The sequence below is a fragment of the Methanococcus maripaludis genome (assembly GCF_002945325.1).
Taxonomy (GTDB): domain Archaea; phylum AGJL01; class Methanococci; order Methanococcales; family Methanococcaceae; genus Methanococcus; species Methanococcus maripaludis.
Genome location: NZ_CP026606.1, coordinates 755,502 through 772,265, shown reverse-complemented (window position 1 = coordinate 772,265; position 16,764 = coordinate 755,502). Strand labels below are relative to the sequence as shown.

At 32.9% G+C, this 16,764-nt stretch carries 20 protein-coding genes; 15 read left to right on the top strand and 5 right to left on the bottom strand.

Annotation, left to right across the window (positions count from 1 at the left end; all coding sequences use genetic code 11):
- The first annotated feature begins 49 nt into the window (after positions 1-49).
- From MMJJ_RS04155 to hemL, 3 genes are read left to right on the top strand one after another with little or no spacing between them, the layout of a single operon-like run.
- Positions 50-289, top strand: a complete 240-nt coding sequence (locus MMJJ_RS04155; RefSeq protein ID WP_104837809.1) for a hypothetical protein — start codon at positions 50-52, stop codon at positions 287-289.
- 9 nt (positions 290-298) lie between these two features.
- The gene (locus tag MMJJ_RS04150; RefSeq protein WP_104837808.1) at positions 299-577 is read left to right on the top strand and encodes an EMC6-like membrane protein; all 279 of its coding nucleotides are present in this window, start codon (positions 299-301) and stop codon (positions 575-577) included.
- A gap of 9 nt (positions 578-586) precedes the next feature.
- A complete protein-coding gene (hemL, locus tag MMJJ_RS04145) occupies positions 587-1,870 on the top strand; it encodes a glutamate-1-semialdehyde 2,1-aminomutase (RefSeq protein ID WP_104837807.1) in 1,284 nt (427 codons plus the stop codon).
- 47 nt (positions 1,871-1,917) lie between these two features.
- Here the strand turns inward: hemL and MMJJ_RS04140 are convergent, their stop codons facing one another.
- The 3 genes from MMJJ_RS04140 to nrdD all read right to left on the bottom strand — a co-directional run bounded on the left by MMJJ_RS04140 (position 1,918) and on the right by nrdD (position 6,083).
- Entirely contained in the window at positions 1,918-2,922 is a 1,005-nt protein-coding gene (locus tag MMJJ_RS04140; protein ID WP_104837806.1) for an iron-containing alcohol dehydrogenase, read from the bottom strand.
- 15 nt (positions 2,923-2,937) lie between these two features.
- Complete coding sequence (queC, locus tag MMJJ_RS04135; protein WP_104837805.1) at positions 2,938-3,639, bottom strand: 7-cyano-7-deazaguanine synthase QueC; 702 nt, start codon at positions 3,637-3,639, stop codon at positions 2,938-2,940.
- Between the two features lie 131 nt (positions 3,640-3,770).
- On the bottom strand, positions 3,771-6,083 hold the full coding sequence (nrdD, locus tag MMJJ_RS04130) for an anaerobic ribonucleoside-triphosphate reductase (protein WP_104837804.1): 2,313 nt from the start codon (positions 6,081-6,083) through the stop codon (positions 3,771-3,773).
- Positions 6,084-6,314: 231 nt separating this feature from the next.
- Between nrdD and MMJJ_RS04125 the strand changes: the two genes are divergently transcribed.
- Positions 6,315-7,436 carry a tRNA (guanine(10)-N(2))-dimethyltransferase gene (locus tag MMJJ_RS04125; protein WP_104837803.1) on the top strand — a complete coding sequence of 374 codons (1,122 nt, stop codon included), beginning with the start codon at positions 6,315-6,317 and terminating at the stop codon, positions 7,434-7,436.
- Between the two features lie 28 nt (positions 7,437-7,464).
- Here the strand turns inward: MMJJ_RS04125 and MMJJ_RS04120 are convergent, their stop codons facing one another.
- Entirely contained in the window at positions 7,465-8,196 is a 732-nt protein-coding gene (locus tag MMJJ_RS04120) for an amino acid ABC transporter ATP-binding protein (protein ID WP_104837802.1), read from the bottom strand.
- A 40-nt stretch (positions 8,197-8,236) separates the two neighbouring features.
- Positions 8,237-8,923, bottom strand: coding sequence for an HDIG domain-containing metalloprotein (locus MMJJ_RS04115; RefSeq protein WP_104837801.1), 687 nt, complete (start codon positions 8,921-8,923; stop codon positions 8,237-8,239).
- Positions 8,924-9,004: 81 nt separating this feature from the next.
- On the opposite strand from MMJJ_RS04115, the gene MMJJ_RS04110 reads away from it, so the two are divergent.
- The 11 genes from MMJJ_RS04110 to MMJJ_RS04065 all read left to right on the top strand — a co-directional run bounded on the left by MMJJ_RS04110 (position 9,005) and on the right by MMJJ_RS04065 (position 16,753).
- Positions 9,005-9,373 (top strand): cysteine-rich small domain-containing protein, encoded by a 369-nt coding sequence (locus MMJJ_RS04110; RefSeq protein ID WP_104837800.1) that lies wholly within the window; start codon positions 9,005-9,007, stop codon positions 9,371-9,373.
- Positions 9,374-9,386: 13 nt separating this feature from the next.
- Positions 9,387-10,427 (top strand): A24 family peptidase C-terminal domain-containing protein, encoded by a 1,041-nt coding sequence (locus tag MMJJ_RS04105; protein WP_104838584.1) that lies wholly within the window; start codon positions 9,387-9,389, stop codon positions 10,425-10,427.
- A gap of 1 nt (position 10,428) precedes the next feature.
- On the top strand, positions 10,429-10,818 hold the full coding sequence (locus MMJJ_RS04100; protein ID WP_104837799.1) for a class III signal peptide-containing protein: 390 nt from the start codon (positions 10,429-10,431) through the stop codon (positions 10,816-10,818).
- 125 nt (positions 10,819-10,943) lie between these two features.
- Positions 10,944-12,092: a DUF515 domain-containing protein gene (locus MMJJ_RS04095; protein WP_104837798.1), complete on the top strand. Its 1,149-nt coding sequence runs from the start codon at positions 10,944-10,946 to the stop codon at positions 12,090-12,092.
- Entirely contained in the window at positions 12,092-12,985 is an 894-nt protein-coding gene (locus tag MMJJ_RS04090; protein WP_104837797.1) for a hypothetical protein, read from the top strand. Before MMJJ_RS04095 ends, MMJJ_RS04090 begins: the two co-directional genes overlap by 1 nt.
- A gap of 33 nt (positions 12,986-13,018) precedes the next feature.
- Positions 13,019-13,435 carry a class III signal peptide-containing protein gene (locus tag MMJJ_RS04085; protein ID WP_104837796.1) on the top strand — a complete coding sequence of 139 codons (417 nt, stop codon included), beginning with the start codon at positions 13,019-13,021 and terminating at the stop codon, positions 13,433-13,435.
- Positions 13,413-13,862 carry a hypothetical protein gene (locus MMJJ_RS04080; RefSeq protein ID WP_104837795.1) on the top strand — a complete coding sequence of 150 codons (450 nt, stop codon included), beginning with the start codon at positions 13,413-13,415 and terminating at the stop codon, positions 13,860-13,862. Before MMJJ_RS04085 ends, MMJJ_RS04080 begins: the two co-directional genes overlap by 23 nt.
- Positions 13,828-14,346 (top strand): hypothetical protein, encoded by a 519-nt coding sequence (locus tag MMJJ_RS04075; protein WP_104837794.1) that lies wholly within the window; start codon positions 13,828-13,830, stop codon positions 14,344-14,346. Before MMJJ_RS04080 ends, MMJJ_RS04075 begins: the two co-directional genes overlap by 35 nt.
- 1 nt (position 14,347) lies before the next feature.
- Positions 14,348-14,524, top strand: a complete 177-nt coding sequence (locus MMJJ_RS09430) for a hypothetical protein (protein WP_244901564.1) — start codon at positions 14,348-14,350, stop codon at positions 14,522-14,524.
- Positions 14,525-14,544: 20 nt separating this feature from the next.
- On the top strand, positions 14,545-16,218 hold the full coding sequence (locus MMJJ_RS04070; RefSeq protein ID WP_244901563.1) for a DUF2341 domain-containing protein: 1,674 nt from the start codon (positions 14,545-14,547) through the stop codon (positions 16,216-16,218).
- 10 nt (positions 16,219-16,228) lie between these two features.
- Positions 16,229-16,753, top strand: coding sequence for a hypothetical protein (locus tag MMJJ_RS04065; RefSeq protein WP_104837793.1), 525 nt, complete (start codon positions 16,229-16,231; stop codon positions 16,751-16,753).
- Positions 16,754-16,764: the final 11 nt, after the last annotated feature.

The window sequence follows — 16,764 nt, the reverse complement described above, 5'->3', positions numbered from 1 at the left end:
ATGATAAGTACCAATCATATTTAAAATAATTTTTTTATTTTGGGGTACTATGCATTATTCAATGATTAAACCTGTTTTCAAAGAAGAAGAGTTATTAATAGACAAAGGGTCGCTAAAAACAAAGCGAAAGTTTGCTTTTTTACTAGATATTAATGACCGAGTACTTATTAACCGTAATTTTTATGTAAATGATGAAGTAGATGTAATTTTAGATTATACATATACGAATAGCAAAAGACCAAAAGAAAAGATTAAATCTTATGTTTTATCCGATATATCAAAAGAATAGGTGTAATTTATGAAATTAGACGCAAAAGTTTCAATTTTTCATGCAATATTTGGTGCAGCATTTGGATACCTTACAAACTACGTTTACACGTTTGGTTTAGGAATGTTTAGTGGTGTTGCATCGTTTGTATTCATGTTAATCACATTAGTTATTACTGGAAATTTAGCTTCAATGATATTTGGAAGAGAAAGCATGAACCAGAAAGAATGGATGGGAAGCGGAGTAGTTCCATTTTTCTTCATCTGGTTAGTATTCTGGATAATGACATACAACGGAGTCTTTTACTAAGGTGGTTTTGTGGAATTGAACATCAAAATGGATAGATCAAAAGAACTATTTGAAGAATCAAAAAAATACCTTGTTGGAGGGGTTAACAGCCCTGTAAGGTTATTTAAGCCATTTCCATTTTTTGTAAAATCTGCAAAAGACTGCTTTTTGTACGACGAAGACGGAAACGAATTTATTGATTACTGTTTAGCATACGGGCCAATGGTTTTGGGCCATGCGAACGAAAATATATTAAACGCCGTAAAATCACAGATGGATTTAGGAACTGCTTACGGGGTTCCAAGTGAAAAAGAAATTATTCTCGCAAAAGAAGTAATAAATAGGATTCCTTGTGCAGAAATGGTTAGATTTGTAAATTCTGGAACAGAAGCTACCATGGGTGCAATAAGGCTTGCAAGGGGAGTTACTAAAAGAAATAAAATCATCAAATTTGAAGGTGCATTCCACGGTGCTCACGATTACGTACTTGTAAAAACCGGTAGCGGTGCTTTAACACACGGTGCTCCAAATTCACCCGGAATTCCTGAAGATACTACAAAAAACACGCTTTTAATTCCATTTAATGACGAAGATGCAGTAAAAAAAGTAATTTCTGAAAACAAAGATGAAATTGCATGTATCATCCTTGAACCTGTAATGGGAAATGTCGGTTGTATTCCTCCAAAAGAAGGATATTTACAATTTTTAAGGGAAATTACCGAAGAAAATGGAATACTTTTAATATTTGATGAAGTAATTACGGGTTTCAGACTTTCAAAAGGTGGAGCTCAGGAATACTACGGAATAAAATCAGATCTTGCAACTGTTGGTAAAATTCTCGGCGGGGGATTTCCAATTGGTGCAATAACTGGTAAAAAAGAATATATGGAACAGTTTTCACCAAATGGACAGATTTATCAGGCAGGAACATTTAACGGAAACCCGATTTCAGTTACCGCAGGAATTGAAACTCTTAAAAATCTTGATGATAAATTCTACAAAGAAACAACTAAAAAAGCAGGTATTTTATCAAATTGCTTGAGAGAAACTGCTGAAAAATACAATATTCCAGCAAAAGTTTACAATGTAGCTTCGATATTCCAGATTTATTTCAATGAAAAAGAAATTGTAACTTATGAAGATGCAAAATCAAGCGACACTGAAAAATTCATGAAATATTTCTACACGCTTTTAGAAAACGGTGTATTTGTAGCTCCATCCCAATTTGAATGCTGTTTTACATCTATAAAACACAACGACGAAGTTTTAGAAAAAACAATGAATGCAATCGATATTGCAATGAAAAAATTGTAAAATTTTCTTCTTTTTTAATTTTAAAAATAGCAAATGATTAAAATAAATTAAATAATTTCAGATTTTTCAAGAATTTCTCTCGCTTTTTCTTTTGAAATTCCTTTTCTTAAAATTGTATGCCTGTTTCTTAAAGCATGCGCAGAAGAAAGTGCTTCAATTACAATTTCTTCATCAAAACCGAGCTGTTTTGCAGTAACTGGAGCATCAACTATTTTTAATGAATTTTTAAGCATTTCAAAATTTTCATTTCCAATTTTTCCTTCTTCAAGGTAAATTTGAGCAATTGCTAACGTTCCAACTCCACACTGTTCTCCGTGTAGCGAATTTGTATCGATGCCATATTTTTCTTTCATGGTGTCGAGGGCATGTGAAAATAAATGTTCACTTCCTGAAGCAGGTCTTGACGAATGAGCAATTGCAATTGAAATTCCACTTCCAATGAGTGCTTTTACGAGTTTTTTTGGATATTCTTCTAAATTTGAATTTAAAACATAATCCATAAGTTCAATAGCAATAGTTTTAGAAAAAATACCTGAGCTATCACTATATTTTTCAGATTTTTCAATTTTTCCAAGTTCCCAGTCTAAAACCGCGGTGATATTTGACACTATATCGCCCATACCTGCGGAAAGAAGTTTTTTCGGAGATTTTTTTATAATATCAATATCTGCAATTATTGCAATAGGGGCTTCTGTCATATATGAAGGCTGTGTTAATGAAACGATTGGGGATGCAATCCCGTCGTTTGACGCAGTTGTTGGAACGCTCAAGAAAGGCTTTTTGGATTTGTGCGCAATCAATTTTCCTATGTCTATAGGTCTTCCGCCACCTATTCCTATGATGGAATCGTAGTCATTTGCATAATTTTTAATATTTTCTAAATCTGAAGTTTCAACTTCGTTGTAGTATATAAACTCAAAGTCTTTATTATATTTTTGAGTGTTTTTGCCAGTAATTACGAGGGGATTTTTTAAATTAAGATTATCAAGGATTTCTTGTATCCTAAAAGATGCTTTTTCCTTAATTATCGTATATCTTGGAATTACAATCATTTTTTCACTATTTCACTATTCAACGAGGTATTTCGTTGGATCAATTATTCCTGCTTCTTTAAATGCTCTTTTTCTTCTCATACAGCTTTCGCAAGTTCCACAATGTAGATAATCTTTACCATTATCTTTGTAGCATGAATAGCTGTATTTTATAACTTCTAAATCAAGTTTTAATTCGAGTTCTTTTCCTAATTTTGCAATTTCAGGTTTATTTAATTCATATAATGGTGCAACCATCTTAACTTTATTTAATGTACCATATTCAAGGCTTTTATTAAATCTTTCAATGAATTCAGTTGTGTTGTCTGGAAAAGTTACTCCTTCTTCCTTATTTAATCCTGAGAATATTTTTTCTGCACTGATTCCTTCTGCAAACCCTGATGCAATAGAAAACATAATCATGTTTCTTGCAGGAACCCAAACTGCCTTCATGGTTTTTTCAGATTTTTCAAAATCATCGAGGTCTTCTTTTTCAGGTTCTGGAATGTTTCCCGTATTTAATCCGCTTTCACTGAATTCTTTTACGAAATTAATATCAATTACGTGGTGATCAGCATTTAAAATATCTGATATTTTCTTAGCAGATTTTATTTCTTGATTTAGTGCCATCTGCCCGTAGTTAAATGTAACAGTACTGATATCATAGTTTTTAGATTTTGCAAACATTGACGTTACTGCAGAATCAAGTCCCCCACTAAGTACACAGATAGCTTTCATCAAAACACCTTTATTATTTTAAATTAGTCAGGAATTATATTTTCAAAAGTATTTAAAATTTTATAAATTAAATGATAAAACTTAAAAAAAGAACAAAAAATGAAATTAAAATAAAAAATATTTAAAAAAGATTAAATTCTTCTTCCCGGAAGTGTACTCTTTCTATCGAGTAGTTCCTGCTGTTTTGCTTTGTTCCAGTTTGAAACGTTCTGCAAATATCCTGTAATTCTTGAAAATTTCTCTACACTTTCACTTCCGCAACCAGTACAATTGTCTTTTAAACCGCTCATTGCAAGACTGCATTTTTCACAGATACTCAAATTTTTCGTGTATGTCCAAAAACCAATATCTGTTTTTGTCATTTTTTTAGTAATGTCCATTAAAACCTCAGGGTCTGCATAAGCTTCTGCATTCCAGAAATGGCCTATGTGTCCACCGTTACAAAGTTCATGGAATTTTTCTTCAATACCTACTTTTTCACCCAATGTAACGTCCGCGTTTACCCTAACGTGTGAAGAGTTCGTGTAATATATACTGCTTAAATCATTCAAGTTTCCATTTACCACGGATTTTGTTTCTTCTGGGTAGTATTTGTGGTCAAATTTCGCAAATCTTCCAGCAGTACTTTCAGCAGGAGTTTGTGTTACAGTCCACCTAAGGCCAGTTTCTTTTTTCAAATCATCAGCGTATTTTCTAATGTGCGAAATTACTTTTACACCAAAGGCAAGTGCTTCTGGTGACTCGTGAAGTTCGCTTCCTACATGGTACTTTAAAAGTTCGTTTAAACCGACGAAACCGAAAGTTTTCGTGGTGCTATCATACCGGTAATACTGTTCTCCATCGAATTCCTGTGTTAAGAATGGTAAAACATTGTCGTGATAGAGTCTTCTTTTAGAAATTTCATGTTTTATCTCAAGCGCTTGTTTTGCAATAGCTAATTTTTCGTCAAGTATCTCGAATAATCTTCCGTCATCACCGTCAGCTTCGTAAGCAATTCTTGGAAGGTTTATTGTATACCACTGCATGTTTCCAGTTCGAAGGGAACTTTCTTCAATAGAGTTACCCCATTCACCGCTTAATCTGGTTCTGCAACCCATTGCATTGGTGTTTCCATGCTGATAATCTGCAAACATGTTTATAAAGTACGGTAGTCCCCATTTAGCGCTTAATTCATGTATTTTTACGAGTAAATCTTTATTTTCATCTTTAAATGCATTTTCTCTTAATTTGAATATGACATTAGGGAATAAGAATGGTTTTCCGTATGCATCCCCATCCATTAAAACATCTACAAGCGCTTCTGCAATCATTTTAACTTCGTAATCGTATTCTTCGTAAGCTCCAACAACTTGACCTGCTTTTATTGCATCTTTACCTTTTAGGTATTCTGGAACTTCCAGTTCAAGGTTAATTGAACTGAATACTACCTGGCCTCCCCTTGCAGCATATATCTGGTTCATTTCATAGATAAATAACTGCATGAGCTGTCTTACTTCGCTGTATTCAAGTCCTCTCATGTATGGGGCAATCCAGATGTTAAATTCATCTATTGACTGTCCTCCAGACATTTCACACTGTGCCGCACTCAAAACCTTTGCAGCATGCTGCAATGCAACATCCGGGTGTTTTGCAGGTTTTGAAACACTTGTATGCCTTCCAGTACCGTCTACTTTTAAACCGTATTTAAAGAAGTTTCTAAGGTCGTGCTGACAGCAAACAGTTCTAACTGCCGCATATTCTAAATCGTGTAAGTGAATGTCCCCTCTCATGTGGGAATCTGCTATATATTTTGGGAATACATTTAAAAGTGCAAACTGTTTCATGGTTTCGTCAGCAACCCATTTATGAATACTTTCAGGGTTGTGCATGAGGTTTGCATTGTCTTTTGATCCTCTTTCGATTAATTTGACAATATCGTAAACCGGAATACCGAGTCTCGTGTGTTTGTGCCTGAATTCTTCAAGCCCGTGTTCAATAAGTTTTGTATTAACAATTTCTCTTATCATTGGGGCAGTAAGATATGTTACATTTAAATTTTTAACTTCTGATTCTACTTCTGTAGCTATTCTTTCTGCAGTTTTTAAATCAGCACCTGCTTCCTGAATTAAAGCTTTTACAATCTTTTCTTTATTAAATGGTTCAAATTCTTTTTCAGATGTCCTGATTTTCAGACAATTTTCAGACATATATTTTTTAGAGTAACTTTTGCCCGTTTTTTTGTCGTATTCTTTTAATGTTGTGTAAAGGATTGATTTTAAGTCATCTGTAGACATTCCATTGTAGACTTTTCCGTAAATTTCAGATAATATTTCGTCTATATTCTCGTAATCCACACCGGAATTTAAAAGTGATTTTACGAGTTTGTTAATGTTGAAGGTTTCTTCATTACCGCTTCTTTTAACTATATTTATTTTGAAATCGACGTATTTCGAATTAGAGATCATTGAACCACCTAAAAGAGAATAAAAAATAAATAATTCAATAAATGTTAATATCGGGAGGATAACCCCGATTTAAATCCCGATATTACAGGGGGTATTTATAACTAGAATTATATTAATCAATATCATAGGATAAGTAAGATTACTATATATCATTATCGATACGAAGTTCGAGCTTTAATTATATAAATAAGCTTAAAAACGGATAATTATGGAGATTTACTGGTGAAGTGGATGAAAATAATTAGTGAAGGCGAGACAAAACTGATGGTTCCAGAGGAATCAACTTTATCGAAGAAAGATACTGTATTTTATAATCCTGTAATGGAAACAAATCGGGATATTTCTGTTTCAGTTGTTCAATCATTTTTAGACGATTTCAAAAGAGATGAATTTTTAATGTGCGATCCTCTCGGGGGCAGTGGTGCAAGAGGGATCCGATACGCAAAAGAATTGAAATTTAACGGGGATTTGAAAGTTTCGATTGGAGATATTAATCCAAGCGCTGTAAAAATGATAAAAGAGAATTTAAAATTAAATGAACTTGAAAATGTCGAAGTATTTCACGAAGATGCAAATGTACTTCTTTCAAAAAACTTTAAAGTATTTAATGTAGTTGATTTAGATCCATTTGGTTCCCCGGTTCCTTATTTAGATAGTGGAATCAGGGCAAGTCTCACAAAAGGGGGACTTTTATGTATGACTGCAACAGATACGGCGGTATTATGCGGAGCATACCGAAAAACATGCATTAGAAAATACAATGCGGTGCCTTTAAAAGGCGATAAGGAACTTGCAGTACGTTTAATGATTGGATATGCTGTAAAAATGGCTTCAAAATATGATATTGGATTAAAACCGATATTTTCACATGTAACGGATCACTATGCAAGAACTTTCATGGTTACAGAACGGGGAGCCGGAAAAGCAGATTCTGCAATTGAAAATTTAGGGTATATCCGGCAGGATAGTGAACAAAAATCATTTAAGACATTTGAAGAAGGGTCTGAAAAAGGATACGCAGGTCCATTCTATTTAGGTGACATTTCAGATAAAAATATCGTTCAAAATGCATTAAATACTGCTAAAACTAGAAATTATTCAAAAAGAGCAGTAAATATTTTAGAACTGATTTCAAATGAATCAAAAATTAATCGGGTAGGCTGTTTTGATATTCACGAGCTCTGCAGTTTTATAAAAAAGCTGGTTCCGCCGGTAAACGATATCATGGAAAATTTAAAAGAAAATGGATTTAAAGTTACAAGGGTTCATTACAATCCTTATGGTTTAAAAACAGATGCAGAACTTTCAGATCTGGTCGTTTTAATATCTGAATACCATTCAAAAAAATATTAATTTTATTTTATGTTTATTTTTAAAATTATTAATTATGTGATAGAATTTTTCCAAAGAAGTTTTTCGTTCTTTCATTTTTAGGATTATTAAATACATCTGAGGGATTTCCGTCCTCTAAAATCTGGCCATCGTCAATAAAAATGAGTCTGTCGCCGACTTCTTTTGCAAAACCCATTTCGTGAGTTACAACAACCATTGTCATTCCTTCATAGGCAAGCTGTTTCATTACATCGAGTACTTCTTTTACGAGTTCAGGGTCAAGCGCAGAAGTTGGTTCGTCAAATAACATTGCATCCGGTTTCATTGCAAGAGCTCGTGCAATTGCAACTCTCTGTTGCTGCCCGCCTGAAAGCTGTATTGGGTATTGATTTTCTTTTCCTTCCAAACCCACTTTTTTTAATAGTTCTCTTGCTAAATTTTCCGCTTCTTTTTTTGGAACGTTTAAAACTTTTCTCGGAGCAAACGTAATATTATCTAAAACGGTTAAATGGGGGAATAAATTAAATTGCTGGAATACCATACCGATTTTTTGCCTAATCTTATTGATATTTACTTTTTTATCGGTTATATCGTCCCCTTCAAAGAAAATATGTCCTTCAGTAATTTTTTCAAGTCCATTAATGCATCTAAGAAGTGTAGATTTTCCGCTGCCACTTGGGCCGACAATTACTAAAACTTCTCCTTTAGCCACTTTTAAATCTACTCCTTTTAAAACATGGGCCTCTTTGAATTTTTTGTGGATATTAACCATTTCTATCAATTTTCCACCTGTTTTCAAAGTTAAAAGTAAAATAAATTAATTATTCATCCTTTATTTCTAATTTTTCCTTTAAAAATTCTTTTAATTTATCTTTTCCTAATTTTTTACGCATTTCATAAAGTTTTAAAGGGGTAACTATTTTATAAATTTGTGAATCATCAATTCCAAACTCCCTAGATCTTGCCTGACATATTCTAATTCCTATATCATTAATTGCAGCATCTACATTGTCTGCATGATGAATTAGCCATGCTTCAATTGAATCGGGACTTACAGGTCCGTGGTCTCCGTGGTGGCTTGCTACAACTTTTATAACTTCGAGTGGAAAATCTCTTCTGTAAAGTTCTGCAATTCCAAGTGTTAAATGATCAAGGTGAAAATCTGAAAGATGGTCGAATTTTCCATCTTTTAACTGATAATTTTGCGGTTTCATAAGGTCGTGGAGTATTCCTCCAGAAATGAGTAAATCACGGTTTAGTTCAATTCCATATGTTTCTTCCAAAGCTTCTGCCATTTTTACAGCCATTTTTGTAACCGCAATTGTATGTTCAAGGAGTCCTCCGGGGTATTTATGATGCCGTTTAACGCTCGCAGGAGAGTTTTCAATTGTTATTCCAGTACTTTCAATTTCAGGATGTTTGGGTAGGGGATTATTTATATATTCAATAACTTTTTTTCTTAATTTTTCGTCCTTAATTTCCTCTGCAAGAGCGATTAGATCTTTCATTAATTCACCTCGGGCATATATAAAACAATAAATAGATTAAATTACTATATATTTCATTCGATAAATGAAAATGGTGCATATATGATAGATTTAGCAAAAGACCACTTAAAAAAAGTTCTATCCCTCTGCGGAGCAAATAGGGATTGCGAATATTATCCATGCCACTATGAAAATCAATCGTGCCTTTGGTGCTACTGCCCATTTTACCCCTGTGAAGATGAAAACTTGGGCGAATTTGTAAAAAGAAAAGACGGATCTTTAATCTGGAGCTGTATGAAATGCAACTGGATTCATAAGCCAGAAATCGCATCCGAAGTTTTAAAAGAGATTACAGAACTTACTAAAGATAAGAACATAAATGATTCGATCGAATTTATTGATAATCATGAAATTTTAATGAATATAAAAAGGCGAGTTGAAGAAAAACTTGGAAAGGATAATTCAGTTTAAGGGCGGAAAAACCATGTTTGGATTTGATAATTTAATTTTAGGAGTTTATTTATTTAATTTTTTACTGATACTGACTGCAACATATACTGATATCAAAGAGCGAATAATTCCCCATTTTGTAATTATATTAATGTTAATTGTTAATTTACCACTCGGGTATTATTTTTTTGGTTTTGATGCCATAACTTCGTTTTTTGCAACGTTAATTTTATGTTTAATTCTTGGGGTCGGCATGGGTGGTGGAGACGTTAAGATGTTTACGGCACTATCTCCTCTTTTTGCAGCAGAAACTATATATTTCGTTCCGAAAAATATTTTAATATTAATCGGTTTAAGCGCATTGTTTGCGGCAATTTTTCCGATGACAAAAATATTAAAAAATTACTGGAAAGATATTGTTCCATCTTCCGCATATCTTGCAATGCTTATTGGAATAATAGTTTCAATTACAGAAATATATTCTATTGGAAATACCAAGACAATACTATGGATTTACATAATTTTATCGATATTTATTTCCCGAAAAATTCCAAAATATCGAATTATATCTAATAAACTTGGATATATTACGCCTATTTACTTGGTTGGATTTTATTTACTCAATCCTGCGTATTTTGTATCCGAAAATGTTCTTATTTCGTTTTTTGTGTATATTGGACAGCTTTCCTTAATTTCTCTGGTAATATACGCATTAACAGGTGCTGAAATATCTTCAAAAAAACAAATCAGCGATTTAAAAGAGGGAGATATAATTCGGGACATTGTAACAATAAAAGAAAATGGCGAAGTAACTGTTGAAAATGCAAATATTTTGAAGCGTTTCAAGCACATGATTTATGGAGAAATGGGTAAACTCGAAGGAAAATCGTTAATGACTGATGGAGAAGGTCTTTCGGATGAAAATCTGGAATTATTAAATAAACTGCAAAATGAAGGGAAAATCGGCGGGGAATTAAATGTTTTAACTACGTATCCGTTTGTTCCATTTGTGCTTGTTGCTTACTGTGTAATTACCCTACTAAATATGGGCTTTATAAATTATCTGGTGGGATAACATGTTTAAACGTTCTAATCGGGGTCAGATATCTTTTGAATTTTCAATAATCGTTCTTTCGATACTTTTGATATCTACAATAACAATTACGTATTTTTTAACTTCTTCATTTGACGAAGGAACTAGAACACTTGATAAAATTGATTTGGGTGCAAAAACTGCGGTTTCACTCGTAAATTCCGGATATAATGGGACACAAACCGAGGGAACACTTATTTATGCAGGGATGACCTGGGATAATGCAGGTAATAATTATGAAAATATAACTGTGTATATTTCAAATACAACACCAGTTCCTGTTAATACTCGGGTTTTTGTGAAAAATTACGTTGTAGAGACTCAGGATATAGATACAACAAAATATGATTTCAGCATAGCCTGGTCAGGTTAATAATTTTTTAAATTTTAAAATAGATATTTTGAAGACAATAGAAAATATATTTAAAAGATCCTGACAATATATTTAATATCCATATTTATTATTTCATTGTTATAATTTCAGGAAGGAGGGAGTTTATGCCTGCTGAAGAGTATAGTGGTAAATTGAAGAGTTTGAAATCTAAATCAAAAAAATCTTCTAGGATACCTCCGAAACAGCTTAGGATGGCACTAGTTATTGTGGTTTCGGTTATTGTGATTTTTGAGGTTTACAATATTTATTTCACTGCAAAAAACAGGGAACTTGAAGAATTAGAAAATAACAGGGCGGTTGCAATAGATACAATTGACAAATTATTCTTTGAGTATCCAAATGATCCTCAGAAAATAGCGTATGTGATTAAACTACAGCAAAGTCAAGATGAGGAAAATATCGAACGTATTTTGGATGATGCCCAAAAATATTTGGAAATAAAGCAGTATAAGACTCTGGCCATAAATCAGATTAAGGATATGTATGGGGAGTATTATGGGAGCAGTATAAAGGCAAATGAACTCGAAAGAAAAATAAATGCTGCAAATTCAACTGCAGAAGTTGATGAGCTGTTCAAACAGTCAAACGTGGAAGAAGAAGTTAAAGAAATTCTTGAAAAATCGCTTGAAAAAACAATATCGTCTGGAGATTCATACTTTTATGTTGAAATGTCTGGTCAAGAATATTTCATGACAAAAGACGACGTTTTAGAAATTACTGATTCAATGGGCATAATGCAGCTCAAAGAATTTAGGGTAACTCCAGTATCTAACTTAAATAAACTTACAGTTGTTGTATCTTCAAGACAGTGTGGTAAAATACCACTTTCCGGAGATTCAATATTGGTATACAACAAAAATACTCCTGAAGCACCTATTGCTTATGCAGTAATTGATTCATCTTACGTGATTCTCCCAGATATAGGATATAGTGAAGAAAGATCCGTATCAAATGTCGTAAACGACGAGGGAAGTGAATCAACAGTTGAAAGTACTTCATCAATTTCATACACCCTTAATAACTTGCCAGGAGTTCTTCATGCAACTGCTGCTGATAAATTAGATATCGGAACAGTCATCGATAAATTTGGAAGCTACGGTGAAAGACTTAATAAAATTGAAGACAACACTCAAATATTTGATGAAAATGTAAATTACTTATTAATAGTTGCAGTACCGACCGAAAAAGTTTCAAACTTGGTTGCAGTAAACAGTGAGGACCTATTCATTGTAAAAGCAGCAGGTGGTAACTGATGAAAATGCTTAATATAAAATATTTAACTATTTTTTTATTTTTAATATCAATAATTCCAAATGCACATTCTGAAACTACAGTTGCTACCCTGGATACATACTGGAGTTTAACCGGAGAAATTACAAACGAATACCCATATTCCGTATTCATAACGATTCCAGAAGAAATTGAATATATCGAGAAAGATTTAAAATCTTCAAAAAATTTCATGGAATTAACAAATGGTGAGAGTGACGATGACGACGAAGAAGAGTCTACCGATCCAGTTACATTTGATATCACTCCAAAATCAGAATTAAATGGACAGGAAGGATTTTGGATCCCCCCTTACACGACTGCAAATATAAAGATGTATTCTACAAGGGTTGATGTATTAACTACAAAAGAAGATGACGATGAAGAAGATGACGATGAAGTGGTTCGAACAATGGAGATATCTGGCCCTGCAGCGTATCCGAAAACAAAACTCATTGATTTAAGTGAAATAATTCCTGCATCCAAAAAAGATAAAATAGGGCTTGATAACTTTAAACTTTATGTGAAAGGCTCAATAGTCAAAAACGATACAGATGTGCTGAGTATTTTGATACCTGCACCAATTGTATTAAAGGATTACAGCACTTGTGATAAATTTATAAGTAAATATTCGGTAAATACCTGGGTAGATTCATATTCTGACTGGGTAAGTGATCACAACGAATTAAGCAGTTATGGATCGACAATGCTCGATAACACACTAGTTCCCGTGTTTGACTTGGGCCCAGGGTTTTACAAAACATTTGATGTCCCTGCACTCGTATATACTACTTCATCAAATCAAGAATTAAGTTTTTCATACAAAATGTATTGGTATGATGAAGAAGAAAATACCAAAGATATATGGATGCTTTAAACTACCTATTTTTAATTTTTGAGGAATGTTGATATGTCAAAAGGACAGGTTTCAGTAGAATTTATCGTATTATTTTTAGCACTTCTTGTAGCGGTTGTTGTATCTACAATGACTCCAGGAATTTTTGGATTGAATAAATCTGTAGAGTTATCTTCGGCAAGTTTGGCGCATGCTGCACTTTCAAAAGTTAAGAGCAGTGTTGAATTGCTTTCGGTATCGGATCCGGGTTCATCAAAGATGGTTTATGTTAAATCCCCAATTTCAAAATGGGAGATTAATAATAGGTCAATTTCGATATCTGGGGACGGTTATAATATTTCAACAAATACTACGGTAACTCTAAAAAATAAGCTTGGAAGCACTTCATTTACTCATGAAACTACTTCATTGAAGATATTAACAGTTAATTTAACAAGGATGGATGAGTATGTTCAAATTGACATCAACTAAAAAAGGACAGGTTTCTTTTGATTTTATACTCGCAATGCTCTTTCTATTATTAATTTTTGCATTTACTGGTCAAAATGTATTAAACATGGCAAAATCATTTAAAGAGTCTGAAACTGTTGAACGGGGGCATGCAATACTTGATAATTTCGAAAATTATGCAATCACAGCATATTCAAAAGATGTTGCCATAAATGCAACTTTTAAGCCAGTGGGTAACCTAAATTATACAATTATGATTTCAAATAAGACAATTAGTGTAAATTCGACTACATATATTATATTTAGTCCCGATCCCGATAATAATGGAGTTGTTAATATATCCAGTAGTAATGTTAACAATTCAGTAAATTCAATCCCTCCAAATACTGTAAACATATCTTTTGGGGATTTTTATGTTACAAAAAAATTACAAATATCTATTCAATAATCTTTTTTTCGTATTTTCTATTTTTTTATTAATTTCCTCAGTATATTCATATTCTGATTATTATAAGGTAAATGTGGATGAAAAATCTAAAACTGAAACATTTAATATCGATAAAGTAGAGAATTATACCTATAAACTTAGTTATGTTCACTATGGAAATCTTCAAGAAGGAATGTATGTTAAGATTTTTGTAAATGGCCACAATATCCATGAATATTCAAAAGATCTTTCAAATACTGGATCAGGCGCGTATAAAAAATCAGAAAACGAAACCGATATTACAAATTATCTGGTAAATGGGAGTAATGAACTCAAAATAGAATCAAATATCTGGAAAACCGAAAATTCTAGCCCATATTATGTTTTAGAAAATTTTAAGATCACAGAACATGAAGTTTCGATAATAAAACTTCCAATATCCTCAGATGTAAATTTTTTAGTATTTATTTTATGTTTGATATGTTTGATGAGAAGAAAGGGATAAAATGACTTTAAAATCAAAATTAACTTCCAAAAAAGGATACATCTTTACTTATGAAGCTGTAGCAGTTGTAATTTTATTTATAGCTGTATTTTACATGGGTTATTTTACATTTACCCACGTAAATCTTACTAATCAGGAACAAAAGAGAGATATGGAACAATTTGAAAAAGCAATTTAATTTCAGACATGATATTTAAAATGCATGAATTTCCTTCGAATTCTTATGTTCCTGATTATTTGAGGTTTTTAAAAGCTGTTTCTGAAAGATATTCTGGTTTAGAAACAATTCCTGGTACTTTTGATCCATATTCTATGGATCAGGAATTTTTATACAATGAATCGTGGTACTATGAAATAAATATTACAAATCCCGGAACTCAGGATCTTACAGATTTTCAGGTGCTCGTAACGTTAAATCCTTCAAATTTTAATTTTGATTATTCCTCAGATGGTTCAGGGCTCAGTTTTTGGCAAGGAAACACTCAACTTCATTACTGGATCGAAACATGGGACTATAACGACGAAGCAAGAGTCTGGGTGAAAGTTGACAGCCTTCCTGGCGAGATAACAACGCCTATATTGTTAAAAAGAAACCAGGGCGGGTCATATTCAAGTGACGGAGAGGACACGTTTATATTCTTTGATGATTTTGAGGATGGAAACTTCAATGACAAATGGAATATTGTAAGAGGCGATTGGGAAATTTCAACAGATTCAGATCTTTCCTATTATAATGGAGGTTCTGGTACCAATCATGTAGCACACCTTCAAGCAAGTGATATCGAGTATAGAAGAGCAGTTTCAGATGATCCATTATCTGTTGTTGATGGGGACATTTACATTTTGGATGCGCTTGTTAAGGGGCATACGGGAGCTACTGGTGGAAGTGCGGATAGCCCTGATACTATGCTTGGATTTTATTCTGATAACGGAGGTAATAACTATTATAATTCATTTAATGGTTATGATCAAGTTTTTGCGATATGTGAAAATGGAGATTCAAACGCGGTATTATCCAATATATTTACAAAAGACAATCAGTGGTATTATGAAAAATTAATTTTAGAACAAGAAGATAAAAATGTTGGTGGAGATGAGGATAAAATTTGCAAAGCCTCACTTTGGGTATTGTTTAATGGTTATTTGGGAGACACAAATCCGAATTATAACTTAGATTCTATGCTCGATACAACCTGTGAAATTACAAGTTATTCAAGTACTCGAAAACACATTCTTATCGGAACCGGGCAGGGTAGTCACAGTGAAGAATTCTGGTTTGACAATATAAAAGTTAGAAAATATGCTGAAAATGTTCTGGTTGATGTTTATGAAGTTTTAAGTTACAATACCGGTCAAAATGCCGTAGATGTTACAGAGTACCATTTTGAGGGGGTTCCAAGTTACACTTTTTCAAATGTAAATTTGGTTGATGTAAATTATACTTATACAATAGTTCCTGATACCTATGTAATGACTAGAAATTTATATGTTCCAGTAAAAACTTGGAGATATTCAAATAGTAATTCAGAAACCGAAAACATCAGTTCCGGGGAAATACTGTATTTTGCGGCAAGAAGGCCCTCAACGATATCAAATATAACTGCAAAGGCAGGTGCTACAACCACAGCTTTATTTATGGTAAATGGTGTGCCTTACGAACTTTCACTTGGTACTAGTGACAAACTAACCGACTTTGAAAAAGTTATTTCAACGCATGCTTGGGAGTACTATGAACCAAATGAAGTAAAACTATTAAGTACCGACCCCGCTACAAATGTAGATTTAACTTTAAATTACGATGAAGCATCTACAATATATGTTTTAAAATTAAAGCAGTATAATGTGTCATGTATTCTTAGTATGAACAATTAAGGTGTTTTAAATGATATTTGACATGGATTTGGTCATTGCAATAGTCATACTTACAATTGGAATGGCGTTTTTTACGACATCGCTGGTGGAACATTCCGGAGCATATCAGGATGTTATAAAATCAGATATATTGCATGATAAGGTATCTTACCAGTTAAAAGCGATAATCACTGATGGAACTGTTGAAACAGCCTTACTATTGTGGAATAATAATGAAGATTCTACTGCAGAATCCATTTTATCAAATAGGCTATATGTTAAAAACTACGATTTTATTGTGGATGATCAAGTAGTATTCAGTAAAGGAAGTAAATCTAATCAAAATATTGTTATTGTATCTTCCGTTGTGATTATGAATAGGTCTGAAGGATGGTATGGGGTAGCATGGGATGAAGGGGGTAGTATTACTATAAAAGGCCCTGAAATCTCAGAAACACAAGCATACCAAAGTGTTTCAGGAGATTACAAAAAAGCAATTTATTACTTTAATAACAGTAAACCCGTCGAAGTTTCTTTAAAAGTATATGGTAACTAAGGTGGTAATTT